The following is a 15106-nucleotide window of genomic DNA, read 5'->3' as shown; positions in this document are numbered from 1 at the left end:
CCGGGTAGCAGATCCTCTATCTGGTGCCATTGCTTGTCTGTAAGCTCGTAGCGTTTAGGCATCTCTACCTCACTCGGTCTCTTGTCCGCGAGTGAAGTGATGCTATCTCAAATGTCGATTTACCCTAACCCCTCGTCCCAGTGATTTCCCGCTCCGGGGCCGAGGATTGCCCGGTAATGCGCCCGGTGATGTGGCCGGAGACCCACCGGCCCACTGGCCGCGCCGCGCCGGGCTCGCTGGTATATTGGGCGTATGAGGGTCGCCCTGGCACAGATCAACACCACGGTCGGCGACGTGTGGGGCAACGCCGAGCGGGCCGCCCGCGCCCTGGACGACGCCGTCCGGGCCGGGGCCGAGCTCGTCGCTTTTCCGGAGCTGACCATCACGGGGTACCCGCCCGAGGATCTGCTGATGCGGCCGGCGTTCGTGCAGGACAACCTGCGGGCTCTGGAGGAGCTAGCGGGCCGGGTGCCGCCGGGGGTCGTCGCCGCAGTGGGGTTCGTGGACCTCGCGGGCGACCTCTACAACGCCTGCGCCGTCCTCTCTGGCGGGGAGGTGCTCCACCGATTCCACAAGCGCCACCTGCCCAACTACGGCGTCTTCGACGAGAACCGCTACTTCCGCGAGGCCGAGGAGACCGCCGCACTCTCACTCGGCGGCTCGCTGGTCGGCGTAAGCGTGTGCGAGGACATCTGGTACCCGGTCGGCCCGGCGCGCGAGCAGGCCCTCGGCGGGGCGAGTGTGCTGCTGAACGTCTCGGCCTCCCCGTATCACCGGCTGAAGGGGCTGTACCGGGAGCGGATGCTCGGCGTCCGGGCCTCGGACCACGGCTGCTACGTGCTGTTCTGCAACCTCGTCGGCGGCCAGGACGAGCTCGTCTTCGACGGGCGCTCCGCCGTCTTTGACCCCGGCGGGAACCTCGTCTGCCGCGCCCGGCAGTTCGAGGAGGACCTCCTGATCGCCGACCTCCACCCCGAGGAGGCGCTCGTGCGCCGTCTGCACGATCCGCGCCCCCGCAAGGAAACCTCCGACCACCTCTCGGTCATCGGGGTGCCCAGGGAAAGCAAACCTCTGGAGGAGATGGAGGGCACTGAGGAGGAAGATCCCGTCGAGCCCCGGGTAGAGCCCTCGCACTCCGAAGAGGGGGAGGTGCTCGCCGCGCTCGTGCTCGGGCTGAGGGACTACTTCGCCAAGAACGGTTTCTCGCGGGCCGTGCTCGGGCTCTCCGGCGGTATAGACTCCTCGCTGGCCGCCGTGGTGGCCGTCCGGGCGCTCGGAGCGGAGAACGTTACCGGCGTCCTGATGCCGAGCGAGTACACCTCCGGGGCCTCGAACACCGACGCCGCCGCGCAGGCGAAGAGCCTCGGCATGGACACCCAGACCGTGGCGATAGGCGAGGCGTTCGACGCCTACCGGGACATGCTCGCCCCGGTGTTTCTGGGGCTGCCGGAGGACGTGACCGAGGAGAACCTCCAGAGCCGCATCCGGGGGAACATCCTCATGGCGCTGTCGAACAAGTTTGGCTGGATCGTGCTATCCACCGGGAACAAGAGCGAGATGAGCGTCGGGTACTCCACCCTCTACGGCGACTCGGCCGGCGGCTTCGCTGTCATAAAGGACGTGCCGAAGACCCTCGTGTACCGCATCTGCGAGCACGTCAACGAGGCCGAGGGCCGCGAGGTCGTGCCGGGGGACGTGATACGCAAGGAACCCTCCGCCGAGCTGCGGGCCGACCAGCGCGACTCGGACTCCCTGCCGCCCTACGAGATCCTCGACCCCATCCTCGAAGCCTACGTGGAGGACGACAAGGGGGAGGCCGAGATAGTTGCCTCCGGCTTCGACGCCGCCGACGTACACCGCATAGCGCGCCTGGTGGACGCGGCGGAGTACAAGCGCCGCCAGGCGCCCATCGGCATCAAGGTCACCAGCCGCGCCTTCGGCCGCGACCGCCGCATGCCGATAGTAAACCGCTACCGCGAGCGCGCCCCCGAAGACGGCCCCTAGAGAGCCTCCCCCTGGCCTTCGAGGCCCGGTCCCTCACCGAAAGCACCCTTCATACCACTATGAGCTGATCTACACCGCTCTACGGCGCTTAGGTTACGTCGCGGCTCCTGAAGAGCAGCACGGCCAACGCGAGGAAAGCGACCGCGTAGATGCCGAGCGTGAGCACGGCGGTACCCGGCTCTACCGTGTTCCCCTGCGCCCCGCCGCTGAGGGCCTGCGGCGTCTGACCGAAGGAGCCCGAGAGGTCGAGCGCGTTCTTCGCCGGGAGCCTCTTGCCTATGTTCGAGATGGTCTCGTTCTGGGAGGCGAGGCTTATAAACAGGCTCTCCAGCACCAGGACGTACACCAGCCCGATACCGATGGCGAGCGCGGTGCCCCGGAACAGCGCGGCCAGGCCCACGCCCATCGCGGCGAAGGTCGCCAGGATTAGCCAGCCCGCGCCGATACCCTCCAGGATGTCGAGCACCGAGGGCCACTCTACCGTCGCATCCTCCGCCAGGGCGATGACGTAGCTCGCCGCCGCGCCGAGGAGCAGGATCGCGAGCGTGATCACCAGCAGCAAGGCCCCGACCGCGAGGAGCTTGCCGCCCAGGAAGCCGAGCCTGCCCGGGCGCTGGGTGAGGCTGACCTTGAAGGTGTCCCAGCCGTACTCGCTGCCCATCGCGAGTGCGCCGAGTATGAGGGCGAGCGCGGTGCCGAAGTTCGCGAACGTGCCGAGCACGTTCGTCAGGAAGCTCTCCGGCAGCAGGAAGGGGGGGAGGCCCTGCTGCGGGGCCCCCTGGCCGCCGCCCGAGACGGCGACCGTCACCAGATACAGCAGGAGGTACCCGAAGAGCAGGGTCGCGGCCGCGAAGATGATCCCTATAACCCAGGTCGCGGGCCGCTTCCTGAGCTTGAAGAGCTCCGCGCCGAAGCTGGATGCCACGCTACCCCTCCTCTTTATTCGTAGACGTTGCGGACTCTGCGGGTGCCGTGGACGCTGTAGACTCGCCGGCCGTCTCCCGGTCGTCCGGGCTTTCGGCAGAGTCCCCGGCGGGCCCCTCCGCGGGCTGGCCGGTAAGCTCCAAGAAGACGTCTTCCAGGGACTGCTCCACGGACCGGAGCTCGCTGACCTCCACCCCCGAACCCACGAGCCGGGCGTTTATGGAGGCGGCCCACCGCTCGATGTCCGCCGTCGCGTCGTCGCCGTCCTCCGCGTGGGAGGCCGAGATCCTGAGCGAGCCGTCTCCGCCGGGGCCCTCGCTGATGCTCTCCACCCCGGGCAGACCGCGGGCTATCTCCCGGGCCTTTGCGGGCTGGCGCGCCCGGACGAGCAGCTCGCTGCCGCCCCTGAGCTCCTGTACGGTGCCCTCTCTTACGAGCTCACCCTCGCTTATCACGCCGACCCGGTCGCAGATCTGCTCGACCTCCCCGAGCATGTGGCTGGAGAGGAGGACGGTCCTCTCGCCGGTGCCGAGACCCCGGATCAGGGTCCGCATGTCGGCCATTCCCTTGGGGTCCAGGCCGTTGGTCGGCTCGTCCAGTATGAGGAGCTCGGGGTCCTTTAGGAGCGCGGCGGCGACCCCGAGCCGCTGCTTCATGCCCAGGGAGTATTTCCTGTACTTGTCCTTCGCCCGCTCGGAGAGCTCTACCGTATCCAGCGCCCCGGCTATCCGGCTTTCGGGCGCGCCGCAGTAGCGGGCTATTACCTTGAGGTTGTCGCGGCCCGAGAGATAGGGATAGAAGGCGGGTGACTCCACGAGCGAGCCTACCTTCGCGAGACCCGAGGGGGAGCCCGGGCTATAGCCGGCCACCGTGGCCCGGCCGGAGGAGGGCGTGATCAGGCCCAGCAGCATCCGCAGCGTGGTCGTCTTGCCAGCACCGTTGGGCCCGAGGAAGCCGTAGACCTCGCCGCGCCCGACGACGAGATCCAGGCCGTCCACCGCCGTGATCCCCTTCCCGTACCTCTTGGTCAGGCCCTCCGTCTCGACCAGTAAACTATTATTCTCCGTCTCCTCGGCCAATAACAGCTCCTTTCAGCCTCTCGGTCTCTCGGCCTCTCAGACTCTACAGGCTCCCGGGTGCCCTGTGGCCCGGCGGTATTCTCGCCCACCGCCGGAGAGTTTGTCTAACACGGCAGGGCGAATCTTCGCCCCATCCGACGTGCGCTACCGGGTAAAACCGGGATAGATTTCTGGACGAGCCGGGCGTACAAACGTACAAGAACCCAGAAGCCCACCGGCGACGAGCCTCCGGGGCCTCGCTTATTCTCCGCCGTCTCTCGCCGCCCCTGTCTAGTAGTTCTTCTAGAAGTTTTTGGGGCGGAATCTGATCTGTACCGTGGTGCCCACGCCGGGCTTGGAGATGACGTCGAGGTCCGCGCCGGCCTCGCGGGCGCGGCGGCGCATCAGCAGGAGGCCCATTCCCGAGGAAGGGTTCGCCGCGTCGAAGCCTCTCCCGTCGTCCCGGATGCGGACTATGAGAACCCGGCCCACCCGGCGGCTTTCGAGGTACAGGTTGCGCGCCCGGGAGTGCTTGGCGACGTTCCAGAAGGCCTCGACCGCGATCCGGTTCACCGCCTCCATCTGGTCTTCGTCCAGGCTCTCTAGCGGGCTCTGGAGGCCCTTGTGGGCCTTTATGCCGAAGTATTCCTCGAAGCGGGATAGCCGGTAGCACAGGAAAGAGCCCGCCGGGTGGTGATCGTCCTCCCCGTGCCGGGAGCGGAGCTCGTCGTAGGGGTGGGATATCCTGTACTCGGCCTCCCGGATGGCGTCGCGGGCGCGGCCTATCCGGTCACTCACCACCGAGCCTTCGCCGAGCCTGGCGGCCTCGGAGGCGGAGTCCAGCGTCAACGAGACGCCGTGTACGCCCTGCTTTACGGTCTCGTGCAGCTCCTCTAGCAAACTGTTGCGCTCGTCCTGGCGGGTGGCCTCCACCTCTTCGAGCCCCGACTGCCGGTTTATGTAGGACATGAGCGAGATCCTGAAGGCGAAGTAGAGCATGAGCCCGGTGCCGACGATCAGCGCGTAGGCCGGGAGCGGCTGGTTGTACGCGCCCCAGACCAGGATTACCCCGAAATGTACCGCCGGGGACAGCGGCCCGAACCAGAACGAGAACTCGCGCCAGGGCGCTATCTTCTGGTGGGTCTCGAACCCCGCGCTCCCGGAGGCCGCGTACACCGCGCCGCAGCCGAGCAGCCCCGCTCCCAGGGCCCCGAACATCTCGAACCAGCCGCCGGTCTCCAGGGCGCCGCCCACGTTACCCAGATGCACCGCGCAGGAGATCAGCAGAGCCAGGAAACCGGGGCCCAGGAAGTTTGCCCATTGCGGCCTGCGCCTGGCGGAGAGTATCACCAGCCCGATGTACAGCAGCCCGGCGTCGAGTGCCGGGCGCGACACGGCTATCAGAGCCTCCATCGCTCCGGCCTCCGGGTAGAAGGTCCTTATAACCAGCGTCCACGCCAGAGCCCCGGAAGAGAGCACGATAGCGGTTGCGTCGAGCGCCGAGACCCACGCCAGACGCCGCCGGGCCAGCGAGGCCAGGTACAGCAGGGCGCAGAAGAGCAAGGCGTAGGATACGCCGTTCAAAGTCTGCGCCACCACCGGGGTCTCTCGCAAGCCTATCCAGCCCAGGTACCCCGAGAAGCGCACCAGAAGACCGGAGCCCAACAGACCCCAGAAAACCCGCTCCCTGACCGTCATTACCGAGGCCGCGTAACCGGCCCCTACGACCGCGAAGACCCAGGCCGCGCAAAAGACGAGCACCGCCGCCACGCTCCTCCCGGTGGAGTCCACCGGGAGCGCGACCACGACCGCCACGGCCGCCAACAACGCTACGAGGCAGGCGGCCGATATGGTCCGGGGACCGGACCTCACACCCATTTTTGCGTATGGAATTTGCAACGCCCGCCCTCCAGAACGGTTGCTGAGTAAATAGTAACAAGTAGAGCCTTCGTTTGTCATCCTCGTCCCGAGAGATTTACGCAGGGATTCCGTAAGATTTTGCAGAAGAGTCGTCGGAGATCCGGCGAAAACTGGGCGGGTCCGCCGGCCTTCCCGGGCCCGGGTGATTCTCTAAAGCCTGGCGGTGGCGGGCTACGTTAGACTCTGCGAGTTCTGCATAGCGCGCCCCGGAGGCGTGGTTAGGAGAAGAGATTGAGTCAGAGACTGGGACACAGAGACCTCGGCGGGCTTACCGTCTCCCGGATGGGGCTGGGTTGCATGGGGATGAGCGAGTTCTACGGCACCACGGATGAGACCGAGGCCGAGGCCACCATACACCGGGCCCTGGAGCTCGGTATCGACTTTCTGGATACCGCGGACATGTACGGGCCTTTCACCAACGAGCGATTGGTGGGGCGGGCGATCTCTGGCCGGCGCGACGAGGTGACGCTGGCGACCAAGTTCGGCAACCAGCGCCGCGAGGACGGTAGCTGGGTTGGCGTGAACGGCCGTCCCGAGTACGTCAGGCAGGCCTGCGACGCCTCCCTCGAGAGGCTCGGCGTGGATCACATAGACCTCTACTACCAGCACCGGGTGGACCCCGAGGTGCCCATAGAGGAGACCGTCGGCGCGATGTCCGAGCTCGTCGAGGTTGGCAAGGTGCGTCACCTCGGGCTCTCGGAGGCCGCCCCGGAGACCATCCGGCGGGCGGACGCGGTGCACTCTATCTCTGCTCTACAGACCGAGTACTCGCTGTTCACCCGGGACGTGGAGGACGAGATACTCCCCACCTGCCGCGAGCTCGGCATCGGGTTCGTCGCCTACAGCCCCCTGGGGCGCGGTTTTCTGACCGGCCAGTACCGGAGCGTGGAGGACCTGCCCGAGGACGACACCCGGGCGGAGAGGTTCCCGCGTTTTCAGGGCGAGAACTTCCAGAAGAACCTGCACCTCGCCGACCGGGTGCGTGAGATCGCGGCCGAAAAAGACGTGACTCCGGGACAGCTCGCGCTCGCGTGGCTCCTGCATCAGGGAGATGACGTAGTGCCCATCCCCGGCACCAAGCGCCGCAAGTACCTCGAAGAGAACGCCGGGGCCGCCGATATAGAGCTCTCCGAAAGCGACCTCGCCCGCATAGACGAAGCCGCCCCCAGGGGCGCGGCCGCCGGAGACCGCTACGCCGACATGGGCTCGGTAAACCGCTAGCCGGTCTCGCGGACGGCCGTCCATTTGAGTTAGACTACGCCGGGAGGCATTCGAAAGGAGAGATATTTTGGCAAGCACGTCAGACGTGGCATACGTCTCGCGGGTCGAGTTGGATCCGGTCGAGGGCAAGATCCGCCAGGCCCGTATCCCCGCCGAGGACTCGCCGGTTCTGTTCGGCGTCCACAGCGAGGTTGCCGAGCATTACGGGGTAGAGCCCGGCGAGGAGGAGCCCCACGCCACGACGCTGGACTACGTGGTCGCCGCCGCGGGTGGCTGACTGCTCGGCACCTTTGCCGGCGCGCTGGGAGCGCGTCAAGTGCCGCTGGAGAACGCCGGGCTCACCGCCGAGTCGGTCGGCGAGATAGAGCTAGAGGGTAAGGTGCTCGTGATCAAACGCATCAAGACCACCTACACCCTCACCGCCGCCGAGGAGCACCGGGAGGCCATAGAGCGTGTGCTGTCCGTCTATGCCGATAGCTGTCCCGTGGCCCGCTCCATAAAGGACAGCATCGAGATCACGAGCGAGCTCGACCTGAAGACCCCGTAGAGCACCGTAAAGGTTGTAAAGGCGTCATTGGGACGCCATACATCCTGTTACTACCGGGCTACAACACTCCGGGGCCGTCACGGTTGGTGGTCCCGGAAGCCCGTCATAGAGAGATAAAGAGAGGAGTTCACGGCCGTGCGATCGAACGAGCCAGGTGGGGCTGGTGCCCCCGGCAACTCCGGCAACGATGGAGCCTCTAATCCCTGCGGTCTCTCGGAGGCGCAGACAAAGGTCCGCCTGACCGTGTTCAGCGACTACGTGTGCCCCTTCTGCTACCTGGAGGAGCCGGATCTCGCTCGCATAGACGAGGCCTACGGCGAGAGCGTCGAGATAGACCGCCGCGCCTATGAGCTAAGGCCGTACCCGGTACCAACCCTGGACCCCGACGCCGAGTATCTGCATCGCGTGTGGGACTCTGCCGTCTACCCCATAGCGAGCGCCCTGGGCATGACGCTAAATCTGCCTCCAGTCCAGCCCCGGAGCCGCCGGGCGCTCGAAGCCGCCGAGTACGCCCGCGCGGAGGGAGGCTTCCCGGCGATGCACGACGCCCTGTTCCGGGCCTTCTTCCAGGAGGGCCGGAACCTGGATGATCTGGAGACCCTGCTGGAGATTGGCGGCTTGGCGGGCCTCGACCGCGAGGCGCTGCGCCGGGCGCTCGACGAGGGACGTTACACCGAAAAGGTGGTGGCCGACGAGGAGCTCTCGAAGAGCCTGGGCGTCCTCTCTGTGCCCACGGTACTCGTCGGCCGCTCCGACCGGCCCCTCGAAGAGTCAGAGGCCGTGGTCGGCACCCAGACCGGCAACGAGCGCCTCGAAAACGCGGTGGAGCGTGTGTTGCGAGAAGGAGCCTAAGACTCTACATAGGCTCGCGCGGAGCCACCGGACTCAAGCCACCGGACTCAAGCCACCGGACTCAAGCCACCGGACTCAAGCTACAGGTGTTGGGCGCGGAGCTAGCCCGAGCTTGTAGCTTCCATCGTTGTGGATCTAACGCCCGTGGAGCCATCTTCGGGCACGTGTCCGAACAGGTCGTCCAGAACTTCCCCGGCCGCGGTATAGCCGATGCCGAGCATCCAGACATCGTCCGAGACGCGGTACACACGGTCGTTCTGGACGGCTTCGAGTTCTTGCCAGAGCTGGCTAGATGTAATCCCGGCCTGCGCGGTTTTCTCCTCTTCACCGTAGACGGTGGTGAAGATCACGTCCCCGTCCATGTCCGGGATCGCTTCCTCGCTAACGTTCAGCAGTGCGAACTCGTCCTCGTCTTGTGGCTCCGGACGTGGCAGACCGGCATCTTCCAGCAGCGTCCCGATAAACGAGTCCTTCTGATAGATGCGCGTGTCGCCGGGCACGAAGCGCACTATGGATGTTGTGGGGCGGGGCTCCTCCACCGTGTTTTTGAACTCCTCCAGGCGGCTCTCGTATTCAGCGACCTTCTCTTTGGCCTCGTCCCGCATGCCGAGGGCCTCGGCGTGTTTGCGGAAGTTTTCTCTCCAGGACGCGCCGGTGGACTCGGTGAAGACCGTCGGCGCTATCTCCGAGAGCTCTGGGTAGATCTGCTCGTGGCGGAGGCTGCTCGAAAGGATGAGATCTGGCTCCAGAGCCGCGATCTTCTCCAGGTTCGGCTCCGCGATGGTGCCAACGGTATCTATGCCCTCTGTCTCTCCGAGGTAGTCCGGGAAGCCCATGCCCTCCACAGCCTCGACCGCGCCTACCGGGGTCACGCCGAGCGTTATCGCGCTGTCTAGCTCCGCGGTGTCCAGGATCACGACGCGCTCGGGGCTCTCCGGCACCTGACTCTCTCCGGCGGCGTGCTCGATGGTCCGGGTTGCGGATGTCTCCCCGCTATCCGAAACTCCCGAGCCGCCACAAGCGCTTAGCGCGAGCGTAGTAGCCGCCCATAACGACAACAATGCATACCTTCTGACCATGCGCTCCCTCCGATCACTCCTATCACCTTTACCAGCCGGAGGCGACGAGGCGGGGAAGAGGTGTGACTTGATCTGGATCAATTGTCCCGTATCTCGTAATTGTGTATCGTTGCCTCCATGATGCTACTGACAACCATTGTCAATATCTACGGCACACCGGACATTAGGCGCCGGCTCTTTGTCCGTCAAGTCGGGTGTGATCCGGATCAGACGTACCAGAGCTTGTGCGGGTGTCTCTAGCCGATGCCGCGTTCGCGTTACGCCTTGTTGGCGGGTTTGCCCGTGGGGCTCGCCCTGCTCGCTCTGAGCCTGCTGGCGAGCGTGCGTTTTGGGGCGGCGGAGATAGGTACGGCGGACGTGATCCGGGCTTTTACCGAATACGGCGGCTCCCAGGAAGACTTGATCATTCGTACCATACGCGTGCCGCGCGCGATCATAGCGGCGCTCGTCGGGGCGTGCCTCGCGGTTGCCGGGGCGATCATGCAGGGTCTAACGAGGAACCCGCTCGCCGAGCCGGGCATACTCGGGATCAATGCCGGCGCGGCGCTCGCGGTGGTGGGCGGGATCTTTATCTTCGGCGTCTCGTCGCTCTCCGGGTACGCGGTCTTCGCTTTCGTCGGGGCGGCGGCTACGGCCGCCGTAGTGTACGGGCTCGGCTCGCTCGGCCGGGGCGGGATGAGCCCGATGCGCGTCACGATAGCTGGCGCAGCCATGATGACGCTCCTGAGCTCACTCACGACCGCCGTGCTCATAATCAGCCAGCAGACGCTGGAGCAGATCCGGTTCTGGCTCGCCGGATCGGTCGCCGGGCGGGATCTCGCTCTGCTTTTGCAGGTGCTGCCGTATATGACCGCCGGGCTGCTACTGGCACTGGCCCTGGCGCGTCAGATTACGACTCTCGGGCTCGGGGAGGACGTGGCGACCGGTCTCGGGCAGAGGACCGCGCTTACCAAGGCCGCGGCGGGCGTGGCGGTCGTGCTGCTCGCCGGGAGCGCGGTCGCCGTGGCCGGCCCGATCGCCTTCGCTGGCCTGGTCGTGCCGCATCTGGTCCGCTTCTTCGCCGGGGTGGATTACCGTTGGATACTCCCGTACTCGGCGCTTGTTGGAGCCGGGCTCCTCGTATGGTCCGATGTGGCCTCCCGGCTCGTGCTGAGCCCGCAAGAGATCCCGCTCGGCGTGACCACCGCGCTGGTCGGCGCACCATTTTTCATCTATCTGGCGCGCTTCAAGGTGAAGCGGTAGTGCGCCGGCCATCTGGCAAGGTTACCTCCGGCAAGGTGACGCTGCGTACGTCGTGGTTTCCGGTCTCTCTGAAGGTGGACCTGCGGGCCGTGGCCGTGATCTCTGCGCTAGCCGCGCTCGCCTTCGCTGGCACGGTCGCCCACCTCGCCGTCGGGGAGTACCCGATATCCCTGCTGGATGTCGCGCGGACGCTGCTGGGCCTGCAAACCGGCGACCCGAGCAACGCCTTCATAGTAGAGACCTTGCGACTCCCGAGGGCGCTAGTTGCCCTCACGGTCGGGGCCGCGCTCGCCGTCTCTGGCGCGCTCCTACAGGGCCTTACCCGCAACCCGCTCGCCGCGCCCGACATCATCGGGATAAACGCCGGGGCCGCGCTGGTCGCGGTCACGCTGATCGTGGCGCTGCCCTCGGTCTCGTCCGTCTACCTGCCACCGGCGGCCTTTTGCGGGGCACTCATGGTCGCGTTGCTGCTGTATCTGCTCGCCTGGAGAGGACACAGCTCACCGATGCGGCTGATCCTCATCGGCATCGGGCTCTCGGCTATGGCGCAGGCGCTGACGTGGCTGATGATCGTCTCCGGCAACGTCCAGGAGCTCTCGCGCGCCCTGGTCTGGCTGACCGGCAGCGTCTACGCCCGGGGCTGGGATGAGCTGTGGGCGCTCTTGCCGTGGGTCGCGGTGCTGGTGCCTTTCGCCCTGCTCCACGCGCGGCACCTGAACGCGCTCGGCCTCGGAGACGAGGTCGCCACCGGTCTCGGCAGCCGGGTGGAGCTTTCGCGCGGGCTCCTGCTACTGGCGAGCGCCGGTCTCGCGGCGGCCGGCGTCGCGACGGCGGGGACGATGGTCTTCGTCGGGCTGGTCGCGCCCCACATCGCCCGCGGGCTCGTCGGACCCCCGGCGGGGGCCCTGATCCCGACCGCCGCCGTAACCGGGGCGGCGCTGGTGGTGCTCTCGGACCTCGCCGGGCGGGTGCTCTTCGCGCCCACCGAGATCCCGGCCGGCATAGTCACCGCCGTGCTGGGTGCTCCGTATTTCCTGTACCTGCTGTACCGCAACCGGAACAAATAGAGAGGCAGCATAGAATGCCAGACACCAGAAGAACGCAACCGCCAAACAATCACTCCCGAGCGGAGGCTGCCTCCCCGCTCCCGACCCGGCGTCACTTCCTCGCCGCGGCCGGGGGGTTCCTGTTGCTCGGCGCGGCCGGATGCGGCTCTGGAAACTCTGGAGACTCTGGAGGTTCCGGAGGCGGAACCGGGGGCTCCGGTGGGGGCTCCGGCGACAGCCGGACCATCGAGCACCAGTACGGCTCGACCGAGATAACCGGAGAGCCCGAAAGGGTCGTCACCGTCGGGACCACGGACCAGGACCCGGTGCTTGCCCTCGGGGTGATGCCGGTGGGCATCAAGGAATGGTACGGAGACTACGAGTACGCGGTCTGGCCCTGGGCCCAGGACGAGCTCGGCGGCGCCCAGCCGGAGGTCCTACCCGCCACCGAGCTGAACTTCGAGCAGATCGCCGCCCTCGAGCCGGACCTCATCCTCGGGATCTCCGCCGCGATGACCTCCGAGGAGTACGATACGCTCTCCGGCATCGCCCCGACCATCCCGCAGTCCGGAGAGTACGCGGACTTCGGCGTGCCGTGGCAGGAGCAGACGCGGGTGATAGGCCGCGCGCTCGGTAGCGAGCAGCAGGCCGGGGACCTCGTCTCCGAGGTCGAGTCGCAGTTCGAGCAGGCTCGCTCGGAGAACCCGGACTTCGAGGGCGCGAACGGGCTCGTGGTCGGGGTGAACGAGCAGGGGGACTCATATAGTCCGGCCCCGTACACCACCGAGGACGTCAGGGGACGGTTCATGAGCTCTCTCGGCTTCGAGCTTCCGGAAGAGATCGCCGAGCTTGCCGGAGACTCCTTCTTCATAGACCTCAGCCGCGAGCGCCTGGACCTCCTCGACGCCGCCGACGTCCTGGTCTGGGTCGAGATCGCGATAGGCTTCGGCCCCGTAAGGGAAGACCCGCTCTACCAGGAGCTCGACGTCGCCCAGGAGAACCGCGACATCTTCCTCGAAGACGAGGTCTTGAACGGGGCGCTCTCCTTCGGCAGCGTGCTGAGCCTCCCGTTCGCGCTCGAAAACCTCGTCCCGAGGCTCGCCACGGCCATAGAGGGTGGTTCGAGTACCACAACGACCAGGGAGACCACGGAGAGCACATGAACCGCCGGCGTCAGATACAACCCGGAGAGTATGACCTCACCACGGATCCCACGCCCCCGAGATACGATAGACCAGGTCGTGACGGCACCCGAGCCCACAGCCGCGACTCCGGAGGAGAAGCCCAGTTGAGCAAGCTCAGGACCGAGGACGTAAGCCTCGCCTACGAGGAAACCGCCGTCATAGACGGGCTCTCGATGGAGGTACCGCCGGGCAGGATCACTTCCGTCGTCGGCCCGAACGGCTGCGGCAAATCCACCCTCCTGCGCTCTATGGCCCGCCTGATGAAGCCGACCAGCGGCGCAGTATATCTCGACGGCCAAGCCATATCGAAGCTCCCCACCCGCGAGGTCGCCAAACGCCTTGGTATTCTCCCTCAGGACCCGCAGGCCCCCGAGGGGCTCACCGTGCGCGAGCTGGCCGCCCAGGGCCGCTACCCGCACCAGAGTTTCCTGAAGCAGTGGTCGAAGAAAGACGAGCGGGCCGTAGAGCGGGCGCTGGAGACCACGGGTGTCCTGGAGCTGGCAGATCGGGCCCTCGATACTCTATCCGGCGGCCAGCGCCAGCGGGCCTGGATCTCTATGGCCCTCGCCCAGGAGACCGATACCCTGCTCCTCGACGAGCCGACGACCTTCCTAGACATGGCCCACCAGCTAGAGGTCCTCAAGCTCCTTGAACGCCTCAACGCAGAGGAGGGACGCACTATTCTCATGGTCCTCCACGACCTGAACAACGCCTCCCGCTACTCTCACAATATGGTCGCCCTGTGCCGGGGCCAGGTGCACACTTCCGGCGCGCCCCACAAGGTAATGACCCCGGAGGTGCTCCGGGAGGTATTCGGCGTCGAGGCCGACATAGTCAACGACCCGCGCGACGGCATACCTCTGTGCATCCCCTACGGGCTGCACACTGCGCGTGTCCCCGCCGCGTTCTCGCCGGAGGCGGGCTGACATGGAAGGCCCGCAGAGCCTCCTGTGCTCCGTGGTCTCCCGCGAGAACGGCGACGATCCGATAGGCTCCGCCACCCCGTAAGACACCTACCTGGCTATAGGGGTTCTTAGGGGTTCTTAGGGGTCCTGCTGTCCCGGAAAGACGACATAGCCCAGTCCGTACACTATCCCTAAGGCTTTTGGGATACGCTCGTGTGGGTTTTCGAGGCGGGTGCCGTTAACCGCAGTACCGAGATCATGCTCGACCCCGACTACCCCGTCGAAGGCCGCGCCCGCGTCCTGGTGCTGCGCCGTCCCGGGGAACCTTCCCCGCGCTTCGATGAGAAAGGCCGGGTTCGGTATCGAGTGCGTCTCGCCCGGTGGTGCCGCTTGGAGCCTACGATGCGGAGGTCGAGCCTGCTCCCGGCCCGATGACGCTTACGGCAACCGGCTCCGGTCCTCTAAAGCGGGTCCCGCAATACCGTGCCGCTCGCCTGGTAGAGGGCCCTAGCCGGAGACCGGCTCGACGTGCCGGACCTCGGGCTGCCCGGTTAGGTACGGGCCTATCGCGGCGCCAAACTGCTCGAACTCGGGACGCTCGGTCAGGGCTATGTGATCCTCGACGGAGTCCCACTCCACGATCAGGGTGTACGAGTCCGGGTCTTCCACTCCGCGGTGGAGCGTGGCTCCGCGATTGCCCGGGGCCTCCTCCAGCACCGAGGCGACGCCGCCGTAAGCTTCCTCCAGATCCGCGCCTTTTCCAGACTGTACGTTCAGAATCGCGATCTCTCTTACCAAAGCTGTGTCTCCTCTAACATTCGCGGGTGTAGTGGGAAGGCCCGACTCCCTGACCGACCATGACTCGTATGCGGCGCGGGACGACAGTACACGGAGTATATGCTCCCGAACCGTACGGGTCTCCAGTGTATCCGGTAAAACGTCCGGGGGCCACGCCGGAGATGCCGTGCTCCCCCAGACTCCGCGCAGAAACGCAAGGCAACGCAAGGCAACGCAAGGCAAAGTTAATCCCCGGTTCATACTTTGTTCACGACTCCCGCCTAGACTCCTCCCGAAAATGATCAGAGAGTGGGAGTGTGGATCATGGCGTAACATGGACGTAAACG

At 66.2% G+C, this 15106-nt stretch carries 15 protein-coding genes; 10 read left to right on the top strand and 5 right to left on the bottom strand.

Annotation, left to right across the window (positions count from 1 at the left end; genetic code table 11):
• Positions 1–252 precede the first annotated feature (252 nt).
• Positions 253–2004, top strand: coding sequence for an NAD+ synthase (locus ABD53_RS05300; protein WP_047864673.1), 1752 nt, complete (start codon positions 253–255; stop codon positions 2002–2004).
• Between the two features lie 88 nt (positions 2005–2092).
• On the opposite strand, the gene ABD53_RS05295 is transcribed toward ABD53_RS05300, so the two are convergent.
• The 3 genes from ABD53_RS05295 to ABD53_RS05285 form a co-directional block, all read right to left on the bottom strand.
• Entirely contained in the window at positions 2093–2929 is an 837-nt protein-coding gene (locus tag ABD53_RS05295; RefSeq protein WP_047864672.1) for an ABC transporter permease subunit, read from the bottom strand.
• Between the two features lies 1 nt (position 2930).
• Positions 2931–4007, bottom strand: a complete 1077-nt coding sequence (locus tag ABD53_RS05290) for an ABC transporter ATP-binding protein (RefSeq protein ID WP_084709330.1) — start codon at positions 4005–4007, stop codon at positions 2931–2933.
• 282 nt (positions 4008–4289) lie between these two features.
• Positions 4290–5885: an ATP-binding protein gene (locus ABD53_RS05285; RefSeq protein WP_160309632.1), complete on the bottom strand. Its 1596-nt coding sequence runs from the start codon at positions 5883–5885 to the stop codon at positions 4290–4292.
• Positions 5886–6149: 264 nt separating this feature from the next.
• Between ABD53_RS05285 and ABD53_RS05280 the strand changes: the two genes are divergently transcribed.
• The 4 genes from ABD53_RS05280 to ABD53_RS05265 all read left to right on the top strand — a co-directional run bounded on the left by ABD53_RS05280 (position 6150) and on the right by ABD53_RS05265 (position 8526).
• Complete coding sequence (locus ABD53_RS05280; protein WP_407690106.1) at positions 6150–7127, top strand: aldo/keto reductase; 978 nt, start codon at positions 6150–6152, stop codon at positions 7125–7127.
• 67 nt (positions 7128–7194) lie between these two features.
• Positions 7195–7404: a hypothetical protein gene (locus tag ABD53_RS05275; protein WP_047864670.1), complete on the top strand. Its 210-nt coding sequence runs from the start codon at positions 7195–7197 to the stop codon at positions 7402–7404.
• On the top strand, positions 7405–7674 hold the full coding sequence (locus tag ABD53_RS05270; RefSeq protein WP_084709329.1) for an OsmC family protein: 270 nt from the start codon (positions 7405–7407) through the stop codon (positions 7672–7674).
• Between the two features lie 135 nt (positions 7675–7809).
• Positions 7810–8526: a DsbA family oxidoreductase gene (locus ABD53_RS05265; protein ID WP_084709328.1), complete on the top strand. Its 717-nt coding sequence runs from the start codon at positions 7810–7812 to the stop codon at positions 8524–8526.
• A gap of 101 nt (positions 8527–8627) precedes the next feature.
• Here ABD53_RS05265 and ABD53_RS05260 read toward each other — a convergent pair whose 3' ends face one another.
• The gene (locus ABD53_RS05260; protein ID WP_047864668.1) at positions 8628–9605 is read right to left on the bottom strand and encodes an ABC transporter substrate-binding protein; all 978 of its coding nucleotides are present in this window, start codon (positions 9603–9605) and stop codon (positions 8628–8630) included.
• A 243-nt stretch (positions 9606–9848) separates the two neighbouring features.
• Between ABD53_RS05260 and ABD53_RS05255 the strand changes: the two genes are divergently transcribed.
• From ABD53_RS05255 to ABD53_RS16820, 5 genes are all read left to right on the top strand, one after another.
• Complete coding sequence (locus ABD53_RS05255; protein WP_047864667.1) at positions 9849–10847, top strand: FecCD family ABC transporter permease; 999 nt, start codon at positions 9849–9851, stop codon at positions 10845–10847.
• Positions 10848–10888: 41 nt separating this feature from the next.
• Positions 10889–11914 carry a FecCD family ABC transporter permease gene (locus ABD53_RS05250; protein WP_407690105.1) on the top strand — a complete coding sequence of 342 codons (1026 nt, stop codon included), beginning with the start codon at positions 10889–10891 and terminating at the stop codon, positions 11912–11914.
• Positions 11915–11928: 14 nt separating this feature from the next.
• The gene (locus ABD53_RS05245; protein ID WP_084709327.1) at positions 11929–13056 is read left to right on the top strand and encodes an iron-siderophore ABC transporter substrate-binding protein; all 1128 of its coding nucleotides are present in this window, start codon (positions 11929–11931) and stop codon (positions 13054–13056) included.
• A gap of 125 nt (positions 13057–13181) precedes the next feature.
• On the top strand, positions 13182–14003 hold the full coding sequence (locus ABD53_RS05240) for an ABC transporter ATP-binding protein (RefSeq protein ID WP_047864666.1): 822 nt from the start codon (positions 13182–13184) through the stop codon (positions 14001–14003).
• A gap of 192 nt (positions 14004–14195) precedes the next feature.
• Entirely contained in the window at positions 14196–14417 is a 222-nt protein-coding gene (locus tag ABD53_RS16820; protein WP_152670599.1) for a hypothetical protein, read from the top strand.
• Positions 14418–14489: 72 nt separating this feature from the next.
• Here ABD53_RS16820 and ABD53_RS17200 read toward each other — a convergent pair whose 3' ends face one another.
• Positions 14490–14780 (bottom strand): antibiotic biosynthesis monooxygenase family protein, encoded by a 291-nt coding sequence (locus ABD53_RS17200; RefSeq protein ID WP_047864665.1) that lies wholly within the window; start codon positions 14778–14780, stop codon positions 14490–14492.
• Between the last annotated feature and the right edge of the window lie 326 nt (positions 14781–15106).

Source organism: Rubrobacter aplysinae (assembly GCF_001029505.1).
Lineage (GTDB): Bacteria > Actinomycetota > Rubrobacteria > Rubrobacterales > Rubrobacteraceae > Rubrobacter_A > Rubrobacter_A aplysinae.
This window is presented reverse-complemented; position numbering and strand designations above follow the sequence as displayed.